This is a genomic window from Vibrio sp. 10N.261.52.C11 (genome assembly GCF_041471405.1).
Classification (GTDB): Bacteria; Pseudomonadota; Gammaproteobacteria; order Enterobacterales; family Vibrionaceae; genus Vibrio; species Vibrio crassostreae_C.
The window spans coordinates 1-20,287 of record NZ_JBFROI010000037.1 but is presented as its reverse complement, the minus strand read 5'-3'; the positions used below and the strand labels follow the sequence as shown (position 1 = coordinate 20,287).

Sequence of the window (20,287 nt, the reverse complement as noted above, 5' to 3'; positions counted from 1 at the left end):
GTTCGCCATTAACGCGCTTCAAAATCAATTCGAGGATCAACCCAGGTATACGTCAGGTCGGAGATAATGCTCAGCACCAAGCCAAGCAAGGTCATGATATAGAGAGAGCTGAACACCACGGGATAGTCACGTTGAATGGTTGATTCAAAGCCAAGCAGACCAATTCCTTCGAGTGAAAACATCACTTCAATCAACATAGAACCCGTGAAGAAAATACTAATAAATGCGCTTGGGAAACCCGCAATAATGATCAGCATGGCGTTACGGAAAACGTGCTTATAAAGAATACTGCTCTCGTCCAAGCCTTTCGCTCTCGCAGTCACTACATATTGCTTATTGATTTCATCAAGGAAGGAGTTTTTGGTCAGCATGCTGAGCGTGGCGAATCCACCGATAACCATGGCGAAAATGGGCAACGCCAAGTGCCAGAAGTAGTCGCCAATTTGCTGATACCAGTTGAGCTGGTCGAAGTTACTCGACACAAGCCCTCGCAATGGGAACCAACTGAAGTAGTTACCGCTTGCAAACAAGATAATCAGAATAATCGCAAACAAGAAGCCCGGCACCGCGTAGCCGACAATCACCACCGCGCTCGACCAAATATCAAAGCGAGAGCCGTGATGTATCGCCTTCATAATGCCTAAGGGTATCGAAATCACATAGATGATTAACGTACTCCACAACCCTAAGGAAATGGAGACAGGTAAACGGTCGATGATTAAATCAATCACGTTACCACCCTTAAACAGGCTTTCACCAAAGTTAAAGGTCGCGTAGTTTTTCAACATATCGAAGTAGCGAACGTGAATCGGTTTATCAAACCCAAACTGCTTTTTGATCTCTTCAACCACTTCAGGATCAAGCCCGCGTGAGCCTTTATAGCCACTGGCAGACGCTTGATCACTTTCACTTAAATCAACTTCTTGTCCACCACCAGAAAAACGCTCCATAATGCCAGAGTTATGCCCTTCTAATTGAGCAACAGCTTGCTCTACCGGGCCTCCAGGCGCTATCTGGATGATGAAAAAGTTGATGGTGATGATCGCCCACAGCGTGGGGATCACCAACAATAAACGTCGAAATATATACGCGGCCATGCTAACTAACTCCTAGCGACGTTTTTCAGGAAGCAAAGCCGCCTTCTCTTCTGAAATCCACCATGTATCGATACCTAAATCGTATTTAGGCAATACATCTGGACGCTCAAACTTGTCCCACATTGCTACGCGATACTCGCCAACGTGCCATTGCGGGATGTTGTAGAAATTCCACTGCAATACTCGGTCTAGTGAACGACCTAGTGTAAGAAGCTTTTCAGGGTGCTGTTGGTTACGCGCAATTTCTTCTGTTAACGCGTCAACCACTGGATCGATAACACCTGCAGTATTGTAAGTAGAATCAATGTAGTTAGAGTTCCAAACGATCATTAAGTTCGGGCTAGGATAAGGGTTTGCGGAAAATGACGACGAAACCATGTCGAAATCACGATCACGCAAGCGCTTGATGTATTGAGTGGTATCGATGGTACGGATCTTCATCTCAATACCCATGCGCTTAAGGTTCTTTTGAACCGGCGTTGCGATACGTTCCGTGGTTGGGCTGTAAATCAACAACTCAAATGACATCGGCTTGCCAGTCTTTTCGTTGGTCATGACTTTGTCTTTCAGCACCCAACCCGCTTCTTTCAACAATTTGAAAGCGGTACGCATTTGGCTACGAATACGACCGCTACCATCGGTGACGGGTGGTTGGAATTCTTCGGTGAAAACTCGCGGTGGAATCTGATCTTTGTATTGAGACAACAACTCGACTTCAGCTTCGCTTGGTAAGCCTTTCGCTTCGTAGTCGGTATTTTGGAAGTAGCTACGAGTACGCTTGTACTGACCATAGAACATGTTCTTGTTCATCCACTCAAAGTCCATCGCGTAGGTTAACGCTTCACGCACTTTAGGATCAGAGAACACAGGAGATTGGATATTAAAGACGAAACCTTGAGTCGTTTCAGGCTTCTCGTGGTTAATCTCTTCTTTAATGATGTAGCCTTTATCGAAGTTCGCGCCCGTATAAGAGTTGGCCCAGAACTTAGCCGAGTTCTCGGTTCGAAGATCGAACTCCCCAGCTTTAAAGGCTTCCAACATTACCGTGTCGTCACGGTAGTAATCGTATTGCACTTGCTTGAAGTTATTACGACCAACGTTAACCGGTAGGTCAGCTGCCCAGTAGTTTTCATCTAGACCATAGGTAACACTTTGGCCTGATTTATAACTGATGATCTTATAAGGACCACTACCGACTGGTGGCTCGCTTAGAGGTTCAGACAGCTTTCTGTCTTTCCAGAAATGTTTCGGTAATACACGAGTGCTTTGCGCAAAGCTGAACAGTTTTTCGCGGTTTGGAATGTTCATTTCAATACGAACAACCAAATCAGAGACCGCTTTTACTGACTTAATATCTTTGTAATACACACGATACTGAGGCACGCCCTCGGTTGAGAACTTGTCAAAAGTAAAGGCAACATCATGCGCAGTGATAGGCTCGCCATCTTGGAATTTAGCATTTGGGTTGATGTCGATTTCCATCCAAGTGAAATCACTGGAGTAACGAACCTTTGAAGCGATCAATGGATAGTACGCATCAATCTCGTCACTCGGAGAAAACATCAAGGTATCGTAAATCTCTCCGGTATAACTTGCAGCAACGCCGCGGGAACCGAATCGATTAAAGCTATCGTACGTACCTATGCTGCCATAGGTCACTTTGCCCTGCTTTGGCGCATCAGGATTAACGTAATCGAAGTGAGTGAAATCGGCTGGATATTTTGCTTCACCAAAACCAACCAGTTGTGTGGTTTCAATAACGGTGACAGCAGGAGTTGTTTGGGTTTCAGAAGCGTAAGTAACGGAGGGTTGTAAAGCAATAAGCGGCAACATGATTGCACATGACTTCAAATTAAACCTGAAAAACTGAGTGCGTTGCGAAGCTTTGCGTCGAAAAACTGTTCCCATTTGACTCTCCCTTCAAATGTCATGACTTCTATATTCAAGTTGATTTATCGGCTTTGAATGCATGCCGTTAAATCAAGTATAGGTTCAAATCTAACATCATGTAATAACTAATAAAACCATCAGCACTCTATCTCTGACGGTTTATTTACAAATTACTCGTCACCACTCGAAGTTATTGGATGCAGTGAGCTTTGATTGCTTTGGTTCCTTTGATTGAGTTGATTAGCTTGGTGGCGTTGGAAAGCACGGGGGAAGGCAGAAGCACTAAGATTGCTCTAGCCTGAATGACACAAGCCTCAACGGCTAAGATTCCTTTGGTTGGCTTCTAAAGTGAAATTTAGGCTCTAAATAATCAACAAACTATACTTTTACTGGAGTATCCTTGCAGCCTAGGTCTAAATGGAATGACACTTTGAACAAACCAAACCAAATAACATTCGCAACGTTCAACCTTCTGAACTATCTCGAGCCACCGAATGCTTATTATGATTTTGAGAACATCTACAGCTTCGAAGAATGGCAGAAGAAGCAACATTGGATGGCTGAAGCGATTCGCTCATTAGATTGCGATGTGATTGGCTTCCAAGAGATATTTAGCCCGCAATCTTTAGAGCTATTGATGAACGAGCTAGGTTATCCATACTTTGCAGTGGTCGATAGCGCCAACGTTGAAGATGATTACCTATACACCTCACCAGTCGTTGGGATCGCTTCCCGTTACCCGATTGAAAACGTGCAGCCTGTTACGCCAGATTCGAAGTTACTGACAGCATTCAACCTTGGCGACAAATTCTCATTCAACAGAACACCTGTTCACGCGACGATTACGTTACCCCATTTAGGTTCAACCGACTGTTATGTGGTGCACTTCAAATCACAACGTCCGACAGAACCAAAAGCAGAATCTGTCGATACGAACAACGCTCAGCAAGGTGCAAAACCACAAAGTGACACGCTCACTCGTTTTCACCAAGAACGGCTTGGCTCTTGGCTATCCAGTGCCCAACGCGGCCTAGAAGCTCAGATGCTGCATCAATACATCACCAACCAACGCTACCAAACCGATCAACCTGTTGTGTTGATGGGTGATTTTAATAAGCCTCTATTTAATGATGAGTTTAAAGGGCTGTTGAGTTACTCAATCAACCGAGACGAAAACAGCAAGCATTGGCTATCCCACTTTCGATTAAAAGACAGCTGGGATCTTTACCATCAGCTACATGAAGAAGATTTGCTTGAACAGCGTAAGCCAACCCATTACTACGGCGCATCTGGGTCTATACTGGACTACATTTTGATGTCGAACGAGTTTGATTGTCAGAACTCGTCTAGTTTGATGGAGATCTCTAGCTACACAGTGTTAGACCATCACCTCACCAATCCAAGCTTTGAACACGACCAATTCAGTACGGACCATGCCATCGTGTCTGTTACCGCTCATATTCGTGAAGCCTAAAGTTAAACATAAAAAAGCCGCAGTCAAAAACTGCGGCCTTCCACTTTAGCTAAACGGGTTGAGCTAACCGACGCCCCATTTAGAAACCGATTTACCGTTTAGCAAAGTATGAAACTTAGAATGTGTACATTGCGCCTAAGTAGAAAGAATCCAGAACAACAGTATCTTCTGTCTTGTGTCCGTTTTCGTAATCTTCGATATCAAAAGCATCGGCTTCGTACGCTAAGCGAAAGCTCAACGAAGACATTGTAGGTGGCGTATATCCAACACCAACACCCATACGGATGCCATCTCCCGAATCATCAAAACCATCTCCTGAAGGGCGAGAGCCATTATCAAACGTGTAACCGAGGTTCGCCGTTACCGAAAAGATTTGAGGTGTCCAAGTGAAAACCTTATTACCAGATTTCGTTTTCAGGGCTATATCACCAAAATCTGTGTATTGAGCTTCAACCGAAACAATGCGGTTAAATTTGTAACCAGCAATTAATCGGTAAGTATTGTCTTCGGCTTTAAAAGTAATAGGTTCTTTGATCGTGTCAGTTAACCCGCCCACTTCGACCATTAGCACACTTAAATAATTACCCGCTCCAACAGCAGGCCAATTTGCTCAATCTCCACAATTTAGAATAAGACGAACAGAAAACACGATGAACCACACAATAGACTTCAACGGCTTAATCATTGATATCGACGCTCGAACGATTACCAACCAGCAAGGAAACAAAATCACTTTGCGCCCTCGCCTATTAGCAGTGCTCTGCTTGTTATTGGAAAATGTGGGAAGACCGATTTCAAGAGAGCATATTGTTGATGTGTGTTGGGACGGACAAATCTCGTCACCACATGTTCTTGCAAACGTAGTCTATAACCTACGCAATGTGTTCGCGCGATTAAGAGCATCCAACGTCCAGATCATTACCATTAGTAAGTTCGGATATGCGCTATCGATTGAACCCACGTAAAAGGATTTATGCAATCAATGGCGGTGACTAAGATCACCAAAAAACGCCCCATCGAAACGTTTCGATGATCATTATCACACTCTAAAACAATCAAACGTGCAAATGATAAATCAGACACTATTATCACTATCGAAACGTTTCGATGGCTTTTCTTGAGTTGTTCTCAACCCATCAAGCGTTATTTTTCGATAGGTCGTGATATGAAAAAAAGTACTCTAATAAACTCTGAACTCTCTTACCTAGTGGCGACTCTTGGCCACACAGATGAAATCACGATTTGTGACGCGGGCTTACCAATTCCAGACCACGTAACTCGTATTGATCTTGCTTTAACTCACGGTGTCCCAAGCTTTCAGCAAACGGTAAAAACCATGCTGGATGAATCTCAAATCGAAGGTGTTGTGATTGCAGAAGAGTTTGCGAAAGTAAGCCCAGAGCACCACGCTGCGCTGATTGATTTAATCAAGACAGAAGAAGCGCGTTGTGGCAAATCGCTTTCTATTACTTACATCACTCATGAAGAATTCAAACAGCGTACGCATGAAAGCCGCGCGGTAATTCGCACCGGTGAGTGCACACCATACGCAAATGTTATTTTCCAAGCTGGCGTAACCTTTTAGCTCAAGCAAAACGCAACGACAGCTCAGTGACATCACTGAACCAAAACAATACATAGACAGAACAATCAAATACAACTGGCCCCGAGTAAAGGAACCGACATGACTCAAGCCATTTTAGAACTTAGCTCAATTGAGAAAGCCTTCCCTGGTGTGAAAGCACTGGATAAGGCAAGCCTCAACGTTTATCCAGGACGCGTAATGGCGTTAATGGGTGAAAACGGTGCGGGTAAATCAACGCTTATGAAAGTGCTGACAGGCATCTACCACTTGGACGGCGGCACTATTGCCTACCAAGGAAAACCTGCTGCATTTAAAGGGCCACGTGATTCTCAACAAGCAGGCATTAGCATCATTCACCAAGAGCTGAATCTAATCCCTGAATTGACCATCGCCGAGAACATCTTCTTAGGTCGTGAAATCACGGGCACCATGGGTCGTATCTTGTGGAACGAGATGTACCAAGAAGCAGACAAGCTACTTAAACGCCTTAACGTGAAACACAGCTCGAAAACGCCTCTAGGTCAGTTGAGCCTTGGTGAGCAGCAAATGGTAGAGATTGCGAAAGCCCTATCGTTTGAATCTAAAGTCATCATCATGGATGAACCAACCGATGCGCTAACCGATACCGAAACTGAATCTCTGTTTAAGGTGATTAACGAATTGCGCGATGAAGGCTGTGGCATTGTTTACATCTCTCACCGTTTGAAAGAGATCTTCGAGATTTGTGATGACATCACCGTGCTGCGTGACGGTAAGTTCATTGGTCAGTGTGAAGTAAAAGACACCGACGAAGATGGCCTAATCGAAATGATGGTTGGTCGTAAGTTAGACGAACAATATCCACGTATCGGCCAGAGCCATGGTGAAACTTGTCTTGAAGTGATTGGCCTGACGGGTTCTGGTGTTCACGATGTGAGCTTTACGCTAAAACGCGGTGAAATCCTGGGTGTATCTGGCCTAATGGGTGCTGGCCGAACTGAACTGATGAAAGTGATTTACGGTGCCCTTCCAAGTGAACGCGGCGTCATCAACCTAGAAAATAAAACCATCAACCCTGTAAGCCCGAAAGACGGCTTGGCCAATGGCATTGCTTACATCTCTGAAGACCGTAAAGGCGATGGCTTAGTTCTAGGGCTTTCTGTTAAAGAAAACATGTCGTTATGTTCACTTGACCTACTAACAAAGAGCGGTCAAATCCAACATAAAGACGAAGTGATTGCAGTAGATGACTTCATCAAGCTATTCAACATCAAAACCCCGACGCGCGAACAGATTATTGGCAACCTTTCTGGTGGTAACCAACAGAAAGTGGCTATCGCTAAGGGCTTGATGACCAAACCAAAAGTACTGATTCTCGACGAGCCAACGCGCGGTGTCGATGTCGGTGCTAAGAAAGAGATTTACCAACTCATTAATAAATTTAAAGCCGACGGCATGAGCATCATTTTAGTCTCATCTGAAATGCCAGAAGTGTTAGGAATGAGTGACCGCATCATGGTGATGCATGAAGGCCGTGTAAGCGGTGAATTTGATGCTAAAGAAGCAAACCAAGAATTATTACTGGCGTGTGCGGTCGGTAAAAAGATCAACGAGGACGCAGCATGAGTACTAAAACCATGAGCAAAACAACTGAAGCTCCAAAGAAAAAACCGTTAATCAGCAAAGAGTGGCTGATTGATCAAAAGTCATTGATTGCTTTGCTCTTCCTGATTGTTGTCGTTTCTTTCTTAAACCCGAACTTCTTTACTGTCGACAACATCCTAAACATTCTGCGCCAAACCTCGGTTAACGCAATTATCGCTGTAGGTATGACGCTGGTTATCTTAACCGCGGGTATCGACTTGAGTGTTGGTTCTGTACTGGCGCTTTGTGGTGCGTTCGCAGCCAGCATGATTGGCATGGAAATCCCTGTGATGATCGCAGTACCAACCGCTCTTGTAGCAGGTGCAGCATTAGGTGCGATTAGTGGTGTGATTATCGCTAAGGGTAAGGTTCAAGCCTTCATCGCAACGCTTGTCACCATGACACTACTTCGCGGCGTAACCATGGTTTACACAGATGGTCGTCCTATTTCAACAGGCTTCACAGACACAGCAGACGCATTCGCTTGGTTCGGTACTGGCTACGCAATGGGTGTACCGGTTCCAGTATGGATCATGGTCGTGGTATTCGCAGCAGTATGGTACCTACTTAACCACACACGCTTTGGTCGCTACGTTTACGCACTGGGTGGCAACGAATCAGCAACTCGCCTATCAGGCATCGACGTAGACAAAGTAAAAATCGGTGTTTACGCAATCTGTGGTCTGCTAGCTGCAGTGGCAGGCATCATCGTGGCATCGCGTTTGTCATCTGCTCAACCAACCGCAGGTATGGGTTATGAGCTAGACGCTATCGCAGCCGTAGTTCTTGGCGGGACAAGCTTAGCTGGCGGTCGTGGCCGTATCATGGGCACATTGATTGGCGCTCTGATTATCGGCTTCCTAAACAACGCCCTAAACCTACTAGACGTATCTTCTTACTACCAGATGATTGCAAAAGCAGTGGTTATTCTTCTGGCAGTATTGGTCGACAACAAAAACAAATAAAACCTATTCACACTCTAGGTTAATACAAGTAACACTCTAGTTTAATAAAAGTAACAGTTTGTTTTACCTTAAAATATTAGAATCTATAAATAATGTAACAACGAGCTAGGACTCACCTCTTAGCTCCCCCTACACAAAGGACTTACACCATGAAAAAATTAGCGACTCTTATTTCTGCTGCTCTTCTTTCTACAACAGTATCTGTGTCTGCACAGGCGCAAGATACAATGGCAATCGTTCTGTCTACATTGAACAACCCATTCTTTGTAACCATGAAAGATGGCGCAGAAGCGAAAGCTGAAGAGCTAGGCTACAAGCTTATCGTTCTGGATTCTCAAAACGACCCAAGCAAAGAGCTGTCGAACATTGAAGATCTAACCATTCGTGGTGTTAAGGCAATCCTGATCAACCCAACAGATTCAGACGCCGTGTCTAACGCAATTCGCATGGCTAACCGTTCAAACATCCCAGTACTAACACTAGACCGTGGTGCAAGCCGTGGTGACGTAGTAAGCCACATCGCTTCTGATAACGTAATCGGTGGTGAAATGGCAGGTCACTTCATCATGGAAAAAGTGGGCGAAAAAGCGAAAGTAATCCAACTTGAAGGTATTGCTGGTACTTCTGCAGCTCGTGAACGTGGTGAAGGCTTCATGAATGCAGTAAACGGCAGCGACCTTGAGCTTCTTGCAAGCCAACCTGCTGATTTCGACCGTACTAAAGGTCTGAACGTAATGGAAAACTTGCTTGCTGCTAACCCAGATGTACAAGCAGTATTTGCTCAAAACGATGAAATGGCACTAGGTGCACTTCGCGCAGTTCAAGCGTCAGGTAAAGAAGTGATGATCGTTGGCTTTGATGGCACAGACGACGGCATCGCTGCTGTTAACCGCGGCCTACTAGGCGCTACAGTTGCACAACAACCTGACCTAATCGGTTCTCTAGGTATCGAAATGGCAGACAAAGTACTGAAAGGCGAAACAGTAGACGAGTACGTACCAGTACCTCTAAAAATCATCGCTAAGTAATCGTTACTAGGTAACGCGATATAAAGCAGGGAGTTCCCTATCTCCCTGCTTTGATTGGCTCGCTGACTCAAACAAAAGCAAACCCCGACAGTGCATCGCTGTTTCTCATTCCGCTCACAAAAGAGAGCGCACTTAACACCATGAGAAAGACCCATGCATTTTCAAATACGATATATCATAAGGCTCGTATCATGACTCAACTGATTGTTTTAGGTAGCGTTAACGCTGACCACGTACTGCAAGTTCCTTCGTTCCCTCGTCCGGGTGAAACCTTGATTGGCGGTAACTATCAGGTCATTCCTGGCGGCAAAGGCGCAAACCAAGCCGTAGCGGCAGCAAGATTAAACGCAGACATTGGCTTCATCGCCTGTGTTGGTGACGACCCATTTGGCGTCAACATTCGTCAAGATTTTGCTAAAGATGGTATCAACATCGACAGTGTGATCGTTGCGGACAACACGCCGACTGGCATTGCGATGATCCAAGTATCAGCAACCGGCGAAAACAGCATTTGTCTTTCTGCGGAAGCGAACGACAAGCTGACTTGCGATCAAATCGAGCCGCATCTAGAGAAGATTCGCGGCGCTGAATACTTGCTGACTCAGCTTGAAACGCCAATTGAAGGCATTGAATACGCTGCGAAAGTAGCAAAAGAGAGTGGCACGCAAGTCATTCTAAACCCAGCTCCTGCTCGTCCATTATCGGATTCACTGCTTGCTTGTGTTGACGTGATTACACCGAACGAAACTGAAGCAGAAGTGCTGACAGGCATTACCGTGACGGACAACGCGTCTGCTCATCAGGCTGCGTTGGCTCTGCATGCTAAAGGCATAGAAACGGTAATGATCACGCTAGGCGCGAAAGGCGTGTGGGTGAGTCATCGCGGTCAAGGCAATGAAGCCAGCGAAGGTGAACTAATCGCAGGTTTCCGTGTTGAAGCAACAGATACAACTGCCGCAGGTGACACCTTTAACGGCGCGTTGGTGACAGGCTTGCTTGAAGATATGCCACTTGAGCGTGCGATTAAATTTGCTCATGCTGCAGCTGCTATCTCTGTGACACGCTTTGGTGCTCAAGCGTCGATTCCAAGCCGTGCTGAAACCGATGCGTTTTTGGCAGAGCAACTGTCTGCTTAGTTTGATACCTATTTGAAGGCCTAACTTCTGAGCTAAACCGTGGTTAACGGATGTTAGCCTTCAAATTCGGTAACAACAAATAACAAGAATAAGCCCCTGTTTTCAGGCAGAATATCGCCCAACGTGGAAGGTTATTCCCACAAGGATTTTTTATGGCAACAATGAAAGACATCGCACGGCTCGCAAAGGTTTCGACTTCTACCGTGAGCCACGTGATCAACAAATCACGCTTTGTCAGTGAAGAGATTGCTGAGCGTGTTAACAGTGCGGCTAAAGAACTCAACTATGCGCCTTCTGCATTGGCTCGCAGCTTGAAAATGAAGCAAACCAAAACCTTGGGAATGCTAGTGACCACATCCACCAACCCATTCTTTGGCGAAGTGGTAAAAGGTGTGGAACGTCGTTGCTACGAAAAAGGCTACAACCTTATCTTGTGTAACACCGAAGGCGATAGCGAACGCATGAAATCCTCTATCGATACCTTGCTGCAAAAGCGAGTCGATGGCCTGATGCTAATGTGTTCTACCCTTGAAGGCGAACATATCGATGTATTCGAGCGCTACCCAGAACTGCCTGTTGTAGTCATGGATTGGGGCCCTATGTTGTTTGCGAGCGATAAGATCCAAGACAACTCACACCAAGGTGGCTACATGGCAACTAAGCACTTGATAGATAACGGTCACTCGGATATTGGCTGTATTACTGGCCCACTGCACCGTAATCAAGCTTCGTCTCGTTATCAAGGCTTCAAGCAAGCAATGGAAGAAGCCAATTTAGAGATCAACCCTAAGTGGATTGTTGAATCCAACTTTGAATGTGACGGTGGTTTTGACTCTTATCAGACATTGAAAACTCGTGGCGAAATGCCGTCTGCCTTGTTCGTCAGTAACGATATGATGGCGATGGGCGTGATTCACGCTGCGGCGCAAGATGGCACATCGATTCCGAATGATCTGTCTATCATTGGCTACGATGACATCCACCTGTCGAAGTACATGACACCCGCGTTAAGCACTGTCCACCAGCCAAAACATCGTTTAGGTAAAGCCGCAGTGGATACGCTTTTGAGCAGATTACAAACTCCAGATGCTTATCCGCAAGTCGTTGAACTTGAACCTACTCTTGTTGAACGAAGCAGCGTAAAAGCGCTTTAGTACTCGCCACACTCATCACACCGTTGAAAGCTAGCTTATTGAGCTAGCTTTTTTGTCTTTGAAACATAATAACGCCGCTTAATCGCCCCTAAAATGCCGTCAATATGCGAAACTTACATGCTAAAATATGCATTTGCGCACTCAGCAACTATTCACGCAATTAACGACTAATTCATCTACACTAATATTAAATAACAACGGCATGGAGAGCGTAGTTGTATGATCGCGGGTTGGTTTGACAATATATCCCTACAAAAAAAGCTATTAGTCAGCTTTTTAATTCCTATCACTTTGATGGTCATCGTCTCTTTCTCTGTGTATGAAAACACCCAATCTATTGTGAAAGATAACCATTGGGTTGTTCACACTCACAAAGCCATAGCCCGAGCTCAAGAGCTGCTCAACCTAATTGTGGATATGGAAACCGGACAACGTGGCTACCTAATCACGGGCGATCCCGTATTTTTAGAGCCCTATCATCTGGCACTGGATGTTTGGCGTCAAAAAATGCAAAGCCTATCAACTCAAGTGAGTGACAACCCCCCTCAAGTTGAACGCCTCAAAAGAATCGATGATACTCATAAGACATGGCTAAAGGAGTCGGGCGAGAAAGAGATCATGCAACGCAACCTCGTCAATAAAGGCGAAGCGAAAATGCAAAGTGTCGTCTACCTCACTCAACAACAGACCGGAAAACAACTGATCGATAAGATCCGTAAAGAGATCGCTCAATTTATCGATATTGAACAGCAACTTATCAGAGTCAGAGTCGATAAGTCCGTTAACTCGGCCAACCAAACCACTTACGTACTGGTTGTCGGTACCCTGTTTTCAGCATTTATCTCATTGCTTGTGGCGGCGTGGTCATCAAACCGTATTAAACGAAGAATAGACATACTGCTCGCAGCCGCAAACCAAGTTGCTGCTGGCCATTTAAAAGAAGGGGCATCGACCCTCAAACTTTCCTCAAACATTAACGCTCAAGACGAAGTAGCTCACCTCAGCCATAGCTTTCAAACAATGGCAACAAACCTGGTAAAAAACGACAATGAAATGCGAGCGAAAAATCAGGAGCTAATCGCTGAACGAACCAAAGCTGAAGCCGCAGTAAAAGCTAAGGGCGATTTTCTGTCTACCATGAGCCACGAAATCAGAACACCAATGAACGGTGTTCTTGGAATATCTCAGATCATTGCAAGCCAAACCCAAGAACCCGAAACAAAAGAGAACATCAACATCATTCTCGAATCTGGTCACCACTTGATGACGATACTCAACGACATTCTGGACTTCTCAAAAGTCGAAGAAAACAAGCTTGAGTTAGATGTGGCTCCCTTTAACTTTGTTCAAGTCATGCAGCCTGTATGCAGCGCACTAAAACCCTTAGCCGATGAAAAAGGCATTCGCCTGTTAATCGAAAATAACATACCGAAAAACATCCAACTCTTCGGAGACTGTGCAAGGCTGCGCCAAATCATGTTCAACTTGGGCGGTAATGCGACAAAATTCACCAAAGAAGGTCATGTGTCCATACAAGCTGACCTCAATCGCCCCAACAACCAGTTGATCCTCACCGTGACAGACACCGGGGTTGGTATCCCGAAAGATAAGCACGAGCAGGTATTCAATTCATTCGAACAAGCCGACACTTCGACAACAAGGAAGTTTGGCGGAACAGGGCTTGGCCTCGCAATCGTCAAGAACCTAGTCAACCTCATGAATGGAGAAATCACATTAACCAGTGCTGTCGGGCTTGGTACAAAATTCCAAGTCTCTCTGCCTATCACATGGCAAGAAAGCAAAGCGAAAGACATCGCGACCCATACAGTCGATGCAGAAACTCTCAGCTTTGACTCGTTAAGTATCCTGTTGGTGGAAGATAACCGTATTAATGCCATTGTTGCACAAGGCTTTTGTGAAAAACTCGGCCATCATGTTGAGCATGCGGAAAACGGGAAATTGGCGATTGAACGCCTCAAAACAACTCAATATGACCTTATCTTGATGGACAATCATATGCCTGAAATGAACGGGGTCGAGACAACAAATTACATTCGTGAAAAACTGAAACTCGATACCTTGATATTCGCTTACACGGCCGATGTATTCCGTGAGGCGCATGACAACTTTATTCAGGCGGGTGTCGACCATATTCTGACCAAGCCTCTGCAGCAAGAGAGTTTCTTCGACGCCCTACAACAGTTCTCAAGTCGATTACCGAAACAAACAGCAGCCGAAGGTTCGAGTGAGAATGAAAACATTGTCGAGCTTCATCGTAAGCCTATTGAAACGTTAAGGTTAACGGAAGAAGAGATCAGCCATTCAGAAGTGATACAAATACTGAAAGATGACACGGAAGGGTTCAGCTTACTCATAGACTCGACCATTATTGAGTTCGAACAGTCAGTTGATCGCGTCATTGAATACTATTTAGCGAAAGAATTAGAGCCACTTTGTCGCACCCTGCACTCCATTAAAGGCATGTCGCTAAACTTAGGTCTTAACATGCTTTCTAAGCAGGCATTGGAGCTAGAAGTCGAAGCCAAAAATCAACAATTGCCGGATATTGAACGACTGCAAAAACTGCTCAATCGCCTTATGGTCAATATCCATCAAGCTCAGCGGATGAAAAACGCCCATTCAGTCAAGCATCTGAATCAAATGAACGATCAAGCTTAAGAACGCTTCGTTCCCAAGCTAAAACGCAAGGCTTAATCACCTTGCGTTTTTCGATCTTATACCGTGCTAGTCTCTGTTCTAGCGATTTAACGGTTTAACGGTTTAACGGTTTAACAGGGCGGTTATTTGCTGGATCTCATCTTCGACATCAATACCATTATATTGCGGCGCAATCGAGAGATCTTGAATACTCACAGTTTCTACAGATTGCTTGTCGTTGAGCTGAAGCATTAAGTCACCCTTTGGTGAATAGGTTCTACTGCTACCACAATAAGTCGCGGCAAACGCATCAACCACATCCTGCCCAACGCGATTACACGTCACGACATGACACCCCTCTTCTAAAGCTCTCGCTTGAGCAATAGCAAAGCTATGATGACCACCAAAATTCGCGGGATGTAGAATAACGTCGACCGACTGATACGCCCTCATGATCTCCGAGAACCAAATATCAAAGCAAATTGCGACACCAAACTTTAAGCCCTTGTGCTCAAATGTAAGGAGCTCACACCCACGTGAAAAATACTGTTTGTCGAATTTGGTTTGACTGACTTTTCTGTATTTATGAAGTAAACCTGAACCATCAACCACCACGACGCTATTGTAATATTGGCCGCTATCTTTCTCGGCAATACCAGCAACAATCAAGGTGTGATACTTCGCTGCCATCTGAGTTAATGAATCAATAGTAGTACTGTCGTTGAAGTCTTCAGCCAGTTCATGAATTTCTTCAGCATCGTTAAAAATATACCCAGTAGTGAACAATTCAGGCAACAGAGTGATATCCCCGACTGTCGATTCCGCTTCCAAAAGATCAGAAACCGACTCAATGTTCTTTTGTTTGTTTTTGTATTCAACCTCAAGCTGAATAAGAGTGATGCTGACATTATTCAAAATCGAATCCTTGCTAGGTAATACTTCAAACTGTAACGCTTCAAGCTTTAATACTTCAAACTAGAGACTAAGAACTAAGAACGACAGAGTAAGGCAATCCCCTATCGCTTTCTTATTCGCACGCCAAAGGTTGAAGCAGGCGCACAGTCCTGTACGCATTTCAAATCTGCCTACGGCGCTAATTAAGGCTCTGGTAAAACGGGAGGCGTGCTGTCCATATAGGTTAAGAAATTCACCCACACCTCATGCGTGCGCTGCTTGGTTAACGTCATCTTGCAGGAAAGCGCCATAACCCCTCGAATAGAACCTTCACGCCATTGGGTGTACACAGAATCACAATGTGCTGTCATGTACGCCTGCCAGCTCTCCTGAGCCTTCTTAATTGACGCCACCAGCTCAGCATCATAAGCATTGTGCTCAAAGCTGGCTGCAAGGTATTTATCCAGTTCCGCTTGTGCAGATTCCAACTCAATTGCCGCACAGTGATTGATCTCGATGGTATTCATCGCATTCTCGCAATCAACAACACCTTCGTAGGCCAACGCAGAGAATGAGAAGCACACCGCTATGAGTGCCGATATCAGTTTTGTCATAATCATCCTTTATGCTGCCACCACCAAAACGAATCGTGTCGTGACTTTATTTATTTAAACGTGGCTCAATATTTAGCTCATTCAGCTCATTCAGCCAGAGCAAATAACAATAAAATTTATCAGGATATAAGCATTTGTTATCCGCATAAATCATCAAAAATGACGCCTCGCCAACTCAAATAAATGAGATAACGCTCAGATTTTGCTGGTAAAACTAGAAAACATATTATTTATATCAATAATTCGTGCCTGCACTCACACTATTAATTATTTATATTGCTACCTAAACGCTAACTTTATAAATTAAATCGAATGCTCACATAAATCGGTAACGCTTCTCCAACTATGGATATCAAGTACCAAAACATTGCCAAGACTTCATTTTACTTTGCCATCTCTTTCTTTTTTTCCATGGCAATGCTCATTCCTTTTACACCGTATCACTACCAAACATTAACCGAAGACACATCAAGGTTAGTCGAAACCAGGTTAGAAGGGATCCAATCAAGGTTCGACCGTTTTTTATCTGAAGTTAGACCTGAACAGTCATGCGACGCGATCGTTAGACAGCTTCGACAAAACGTTTTTGAAGCCGATTGGGTAAAAGAAGCAGCGGTATTCAATAAACAGAACCGATTTTACTGTTCAACCACCGATGGTGACGTTTCATTTCGCCTATACAGCACCATCAGGCAGCGACTCAATGACGACCCGAATTTAACAACCCTGTCGTATTCCAACTCGGCCATCACGCAAGTTCAGTCCATCATGCTCATTTTCTCGAACAAAGAAGATGCCGGAGTGAGCCTGATGATTCCGCCACACTTCATCTATGACCTTGTTGAAACAAACCTGAGCAGCCATGGAATACAGGCCAAAGTTGAAGTGATCAAAAGAGATATCCACCCTACCGATATTGACTCATCAATCGCCAAGGTGCGGATACAATCAAACACCTACCCATTGACCATCACCTCATACATTGGGTATCAGTTTTATCTTCACTTCATGTTGAGTTATTTATGGTTTGGCTTTTTGATGGCCGGAATCACCACCATTATTCTCCTTTCCATCAAGCATAAAAAGCAGAGCCAACGCAGCTTAGAATATTCGCTTTCAAGTGCGCTAAAAAACCAACACCTTCATGTTCACATGCAGCCTATCGTTAACCAAAACACCAATGAGATCGTCGGCTGTGAGTCACTATTACGATGGAACGACCCAATTGAAGGTAACGTCTCCCCGGCTATTTTCATTCCGCTTGCTGAAAGCTTAGGCTTAATTGAGGAGCTCACCTACTTCGTGCTGCGCAAAGTATTAATGACGTTGAAAAGCAATCAAGATGTGTTCGACTCAAAGTACATCAGCGTCAACATCAGCCGCAACGTAGTGTCTAACAGTAACTTCTCTAACAAAGTGATCAGCATCTTTAAAAGACACCCTGAGATCCTCAAGCAGGTGGTTTTTGAAGTAACCGAATATGGTGAATGTTCTGATGCCGACATGGTCAAAATTAGAGACAACCTAACCAAGCTATCGAACAGGGGCGTCAGAGTCGCGATTGATGATTTTGGTACAGGCTACGCAGGGTTAGATTTCGTAAGACAGTTCCCGTTCAGCATTCTCAAAATCGATCGCGTGTTTGTGAAAAACATATCCGACGAATCCAGCTTTGGTCTCCCTTTGCTAGAGTCCATGCTTCAACTATCACGCTCCTTAGGCATGCAAGTCATCGTCGAAGGTGTCGAGTATGAATCCCAAGTGAAAATCTTATCTAAGCTCGGTGTCGACTATATCCAAGGCTTCTATTTTTATAAGCCGATGCCGATAAACCTGACTGTCAGCTTACTCAAGCAACAGCATTTTGAGTCAGATAACGTTGAGGAACAAACCAACCAGACATTCCTTGTTACATAAGGCACTAAAAAACAACGAAAGAAAATGCGAAGGCTATGGGTCTCCTTTGATGAACATTTAAACCATCGCATCATTGAATGCATCACAAGGGATATCATGGAAAAGACACTTCAAACCAAACTGGCGACTAGCCTACTACTGCTGAGAATCGGCATTTTTATCGTCTTCTTGTTCTGGGGCTTAGATAAGATCCTTGTCCCTGAGCACGCGACAAAAGTACTGTCTGGCTTTTACGGCATCGACATCTCGAACAATGCGATGATGGCTCTGGGTGTCGCGCAGCTCGGATTTTTAGGCGCATTCGTTGTAGGCATGTGGAAAAAGTACACCTACGGAGCCATTTTAGTCCTTCATGCAGGCTCAACCTTTTCCTCTTTTGGAAAATACATGGACCCGTTCAACAACCTACTGTTCTTCGCCTCTTGGCCAATGCTCGCAGCCTGTATCGCAATCTTCTTACTTCGCAATTACGACACTTACAGCGTTGCCAACTAATACAAAGGGCGCCGTTATTGGCGCCCTCTTTGGTTGGGTTGATTCTTAAACGTTTGTTAGCCTAAGCAAACTGAAATTCCCCACCATGCTCTTCTATTATAAATGAAAGGTCTTGTGCGGCATTTTGGAATATTTCTTGGATGATTCCTTGAATACCATACCACTGTTGAGACAACTGATAATCAGAATGTATGGTGTCATCAGAAAAATCAACGCCGCCCAAGTGAGCAACCTTGGCTAAACCAAAGACTAAATCAAAAGTAATGGGCTCACCTAAACGATGTGCTAACCTGTTTCTGATACGATTCATTTCGATCAAAAAATCAGCCATTGATTGCCAAATTAAACCGCGATTAAGCGCTAACTTAACCTTATTAGGAAAACTCATGTTAAATGGGTTTATCTTCTCACTATCATCAAGCTTCAACTCTATTAATTGAACTAATACTGACTCAAGCAATAAATGACCTGTTAGATATGCACCCAACTCAGTGTTGTTGAACAATTCGAGAATGTGCTCAAGATTTGGTGTTTCTCTGTCTTCCCAAATGTTATCTGTCATATAGACTCACTTACTATTGGATTAGGCAAACGCCGCGTAAAGGTATAAGCAACCCAATACCTTAGCGTCCGCATAATACCTTAAACACATAAACCAACGCATAGTAAAAATGCCACGTGTTGCGAATCACTCTTAAGCAACTTGTTATACCGCTTGATTGAGGCTAAAATGACCAAAATAAAGACCACTTAAGAGACCTATTAAATGACCACTAGAATTTTAGCCGATGTTGCTGCAAGCATTACTGAGTTGAAAGCTAACCCTATGAAAGTTGCAACTAGTGCTTACGGTGAACCTGTTGCTGTACTGAACCGAAATGAGCCAGCATTTTATTGCGTACCAGCCGAAACGTACGAAATGATGATGGACAGACTCGAAGATCTTGAACTACTAACTATTGCGAAAGAGCGTGAATCTGAAGAGAGTATTTCGGTAAATATTGATGACCTATAAACTCGACTTTAAAAAGAGTGCACTCAAAGAGTGGAAAAAGCTTGGCTCAACGCTTCAACAACAATTTAAGAAAAAGCTAATCGAGCGTTTAGATAACCCGCATGTTCCGGCTTCAAAACTCTCTGGAGCTGACAACATGTATAAGATTAAGCTGCGCCAATCGGGCTACCGTCTCGTCTACAAAGTTGAAGACGATGTCATCATTGTAACCGTCTTAGCAGTCGGAAAACGCGAACGTAGCGATGTTTACCGTAAAGCTATGAAAAGGTTAGATGATTGATTGCGGTATCAACGAATGACATGGATTCCCCCTACCGAGGATCTGCCACACTTATGTGGTACTTAAATGCATCGGAGGCACCATGTCTGATTATTCTTATTTCTGCGGTATCGACCTAGCTAAAAACCACTTTAGTCTTCATGCCGTAGACCAAAATGGTAAGGTCATACTTCATAAGTCAGTAACCCGCTCTAAACTACTGACTACAATAGCAAATATGCCACTCATGCGTATAGGCGTTGAAGCGTGTGGTGGTGCACATTATTGGGCAAGAACACTCAATAAACTGGGTCATGACGTCCGTATCATGGCCGTTAAATACGTGGTTCCTTATCGAACTAAAGGGAAGAACGACCTTAATGATGCAGTAGCTATCTGCGAAGCTGTTCAGCGACCATCCACTCGCTTTGTGCCCGTAAAATCACCAGAGCAACAAGCCATCCTATCGGTACATAGAATGAG

The 20,287-nt window shown here is 44.4% G+C and carries 19 protein-coding genes and 1 pseudogene; 14 read left to right on the top strand and 6 right to left on the bottom strand.

What is annotated here, in order from left to right; genetic code table 11:
• Positions 1-8: 8 nt before the first annotated feature.
• Together AB4323_RS15845 and AB4323_RS15840 are read right to left on the bottom strand one after the other, a co-directional pair.
• The gene (locus tag AB4323_RS15845; RefSeq protein ID WP_010429108.1) at positions 9-1,097 is read right to left on the bottom strand and encodes a microcin C ABC transporter permease YejB; all 1,089 of its coding nucleotides are present in this window, start codon (positions 1,095-1,097) and stop codon (positions 9-11) included.
• A gap of 12 nt (positions 1,098-1,109) precedes the next feature.
• Positions 1,110-3,005, bottom strand: a complete 1,896-nt coding sequence (locus AB4323_RS15840; protein WP_372152865.1) for an extracellular solute-binding protein — start codon at positions 3,003-3,005, stop codon at positions 1,110-1,112.
• A 412-nt stretch (positions 3,006-3,417) separates the two neighbouring features.
• On the opposite strand from AB4323_RS15840, the gene AB4323_RS15835 reads away from it, so the two are divergent.
• On the top strand, positions 3,418-4,461 hold the full coding sequence (locus AB4323_RS15835) for an endonuclease/exonuclease/phosphatase family protein (protein ID WP_372152863.1): 1,044 nt from the start codon (positions 3,418-3,420) through the stop codon (positions 4,459-4,461).
• 115 nt (positions 4,462-4,576) lie between these two features.
• Here the strand turns inward: AB4323_RS15835 and AB4323_RS15830 are convergent.
• Positions 4,577-5,047 (bottom strand): annotated as a pseudogene (locus tag AB4323_RS15830) (porin family protein); the annotation flags it as partial.
• A gap of 64 nt (positions 5,048-5,111) precedes the next feature.
• Between AB4323_RS15830 and AB4323_RS15825 the strand changes: the two are divergent.
• The 8 genes from AB4323_RS15825 to AB4323_RS15790 all read left to right on the top strand — a co-directional run bounded on the left by AB4323_RS15825 (position 5,112) and on the right by AB4323_RS15790 (position 14,631).
• The gene (locus tag AB4323_RS15825; RefSeq protein ID WP_372105148.1) at positions 5,112-5,426 is read left to right on the top strand and encodes a transcriptional regulator; all 315 of its coding nucleotides are present in this window, start codon (positions 5,112-5,114) and stop codon (positions 5,424-5,426) included.
• Positions 5,427-5,626: 200 nt separating this feature from the next.
• Positions 5,627-6,046 (top strand): D-ribose pyranase, encoded by a 420-nt coding sequence (gene rbsD / locus AB4323_RS15820; protein ID WP_017060853.1) that lies wholly within the window; start codon positions 5,627-5,629, stop codon positions 6,044-6,046.
• Between the two features lie 99 nt (positions 6,047-6,145).
• The gene (gene rbsA, locus AB4323_RS15815; protein WP_009844906.1) at positions 6,146-7,651 is read left to right on the top strand and encodes a ribose ABC transporter ATP-binding protein RbsA; all 1,506 of its coding nucleotides are present in this window, start codon (positions 6,146-6,148) and stop codon (positions 7,649-7,651) included.
• Entirely contained in the window at positions 7,648-8,634 is a 987-nt protein-coding gene (gene rbsC / locus AB4323_RS15810; protein ID WP_017060855.1) for a ribose ABC transporter permease, read from the top strand. The genes rbsA and rbsC overlap by 4 nt, the downstream gene beginning before the upstream one ends.
• A gap of 149 nt (positions 8,635-8,783) precedes the next feature.
• Complete coding sequence (gene rbsB / locus AB4323_RS15805; RefSeq protein ID WP_017060856.1) at positions 8,784-9,662, top strand: ribose ABC transporter substrate-binding protein RbsB; 879 nt, start codon at positions 8,784-8,786, stop codon at positions 9,660-9,662.
• 191 nt (positions 9,663-9,853) lie between these two features.
• Positions 9,854-10,798: a ribokinase gene (gene rbsK / locus AB4323_RS15800; RefSeq protein WP_372152861.1), complete on the top strand. Its 945-nt coding sequence runs from the start codon at positions 9,854-9,856 to the stop codon at positions 10,796-10,798.
• 152 nt (positions 10,799-10,950) lie between these two features.
• Positions 10,951-11,952, top strand: a complete 1,002-nt coding sequence (locus tag AB4323_RS15795; RefSeq protein ID WP_372152859.1) for a substrate-binding domain-containing protein — start codon at positions 10,951-10,953, stop codon at positions 11,950-11,952.
• A 219-nt stretch (positions 11,953-12,171) separates the two neighbouring features.
• Positions 12,172-14,631, top strand: a complete 2,460-nt coding sequence (locus AB4323_RS15790; protein WP_102428318.1) for a CHASE3 domain-containing protein — start codon at positions 12,172-12,174, stop codon at positions 14,629-14,631.
• Between the two features lie 102 nt (positions 14,632-14,733).
• Here the strand turns inward: AB4323_RS15790 and AB4323_RS15785 are convergent, their stop codons facing one another.
• Positions 14,734-15,525, bottom strand: coding sequence for a carbon-nitrogen hydrolase family protein (locus AB4323_RS15785; RefSeq protein WP_372146747.1), 792 nt, complete (start codon positions 15,523-15,525; stop codon positions 14,734-14,736).
• 182 nt (positions 15,526-15,707) lie between these two features.
• Complete coding sequence (locus AB4323_RS15780) at positions 15,708-16,118, bottom strand: lysozyme inhibitor LprI family protein (protein ID WP_017067713.1); 411 nt, start codon at positions 16,116-16,118, stop codon at positions 15,708-15,710.
• Positions 16,119-16,463: 345 nt separating this feature from the next.
• Between AB4323_RS15780 and AB4323_RS15775 the strand changes: the two genes are divergently transcribed.
• Together AB4323_RS15775 and AB4323_RS15770 are read left to right on the top strand one after the other, a co-directional pair.
• Positions 16,464-18,035, top strand: coding sequence for an EAL domain-containing protein (locus AB4323_RS15775; RefSeq protein WP_229648143.1), 1,572 nt, complete (start codon positions 16,464-16,466; stop codon positions 18,033-18,035).
• A 96-nt stretch (positions 18,036-18,131) separates the two neighbouring features.
• Complete coding sequence (locus tag AB4323_RS15770) at positions 18,132-18,530, top strand: hypothetical protein (RefSeq protein ID WP_102332896.1); 399 nt, start codon at positions 18,132-18,134, stop codon at positions 18,528-18,530.
• A gap of 61 nt (positions 18,531-18,591) precedes the next feature.
• Here the strand turns inward: AB4323_RS15770 and AB4323_RS15765 are convergent, their stop codons facing one another.
• Positions 18,592-19,092, bottom strand: a complete 501-nt coding sequence (locus AB4323_RS15765; RefSeq protein WP_104216111.1) for a hypothetical protein — start codon at positions 19,090-19,092, stop codon at positions 18,592-18,594.
• A 204-nt stretch (positions 19,093-19,296) separates the two neighbouring features.
• Between AB4323_RS15765 and AB4323_RS15760 the strand changes: the two genes are divergently transcribed.
• From AB4323_RS15760 to AB4323_RS15750, 3 genes are all read left to right on the top strand, one after another.
• Positions 19,297-19,545 carry a type II toxin-antitoxin system Phd/YefM family antitoxin gene (locus AB4323_RS15760; protein WP_229648144.1) on the top strand — a complete coding sequence of 83 codons (249 nt, stop codon included), beginning with the start codon at positions 19,297-19,299 and terminating at the stop codon, positions 19,543-19,545.
• A complete protein-coding gene (locus tag AB4323_RS15755; protein WP_005377002.1) occupies positions 19,535-19,825 on the top strand; it encodes a type II toxin-antitoxin system RelE/ParE family toxin in 291 nt (96 codons plus the stop codon). Before AB4323_RS15760 ends, AB4323_RS15755 begins: the two co-directional genes overlap by 11 nt.
• 82 nt (positions 19,826-19,907) lie before the next feature.
• On the top strand, positions 19,908-20,287 hold a 380-nt coding region (locus AB4323_RS15750), incomplete at its 3' end, for a transposase (RefSeq protein ID WP_372152857.1).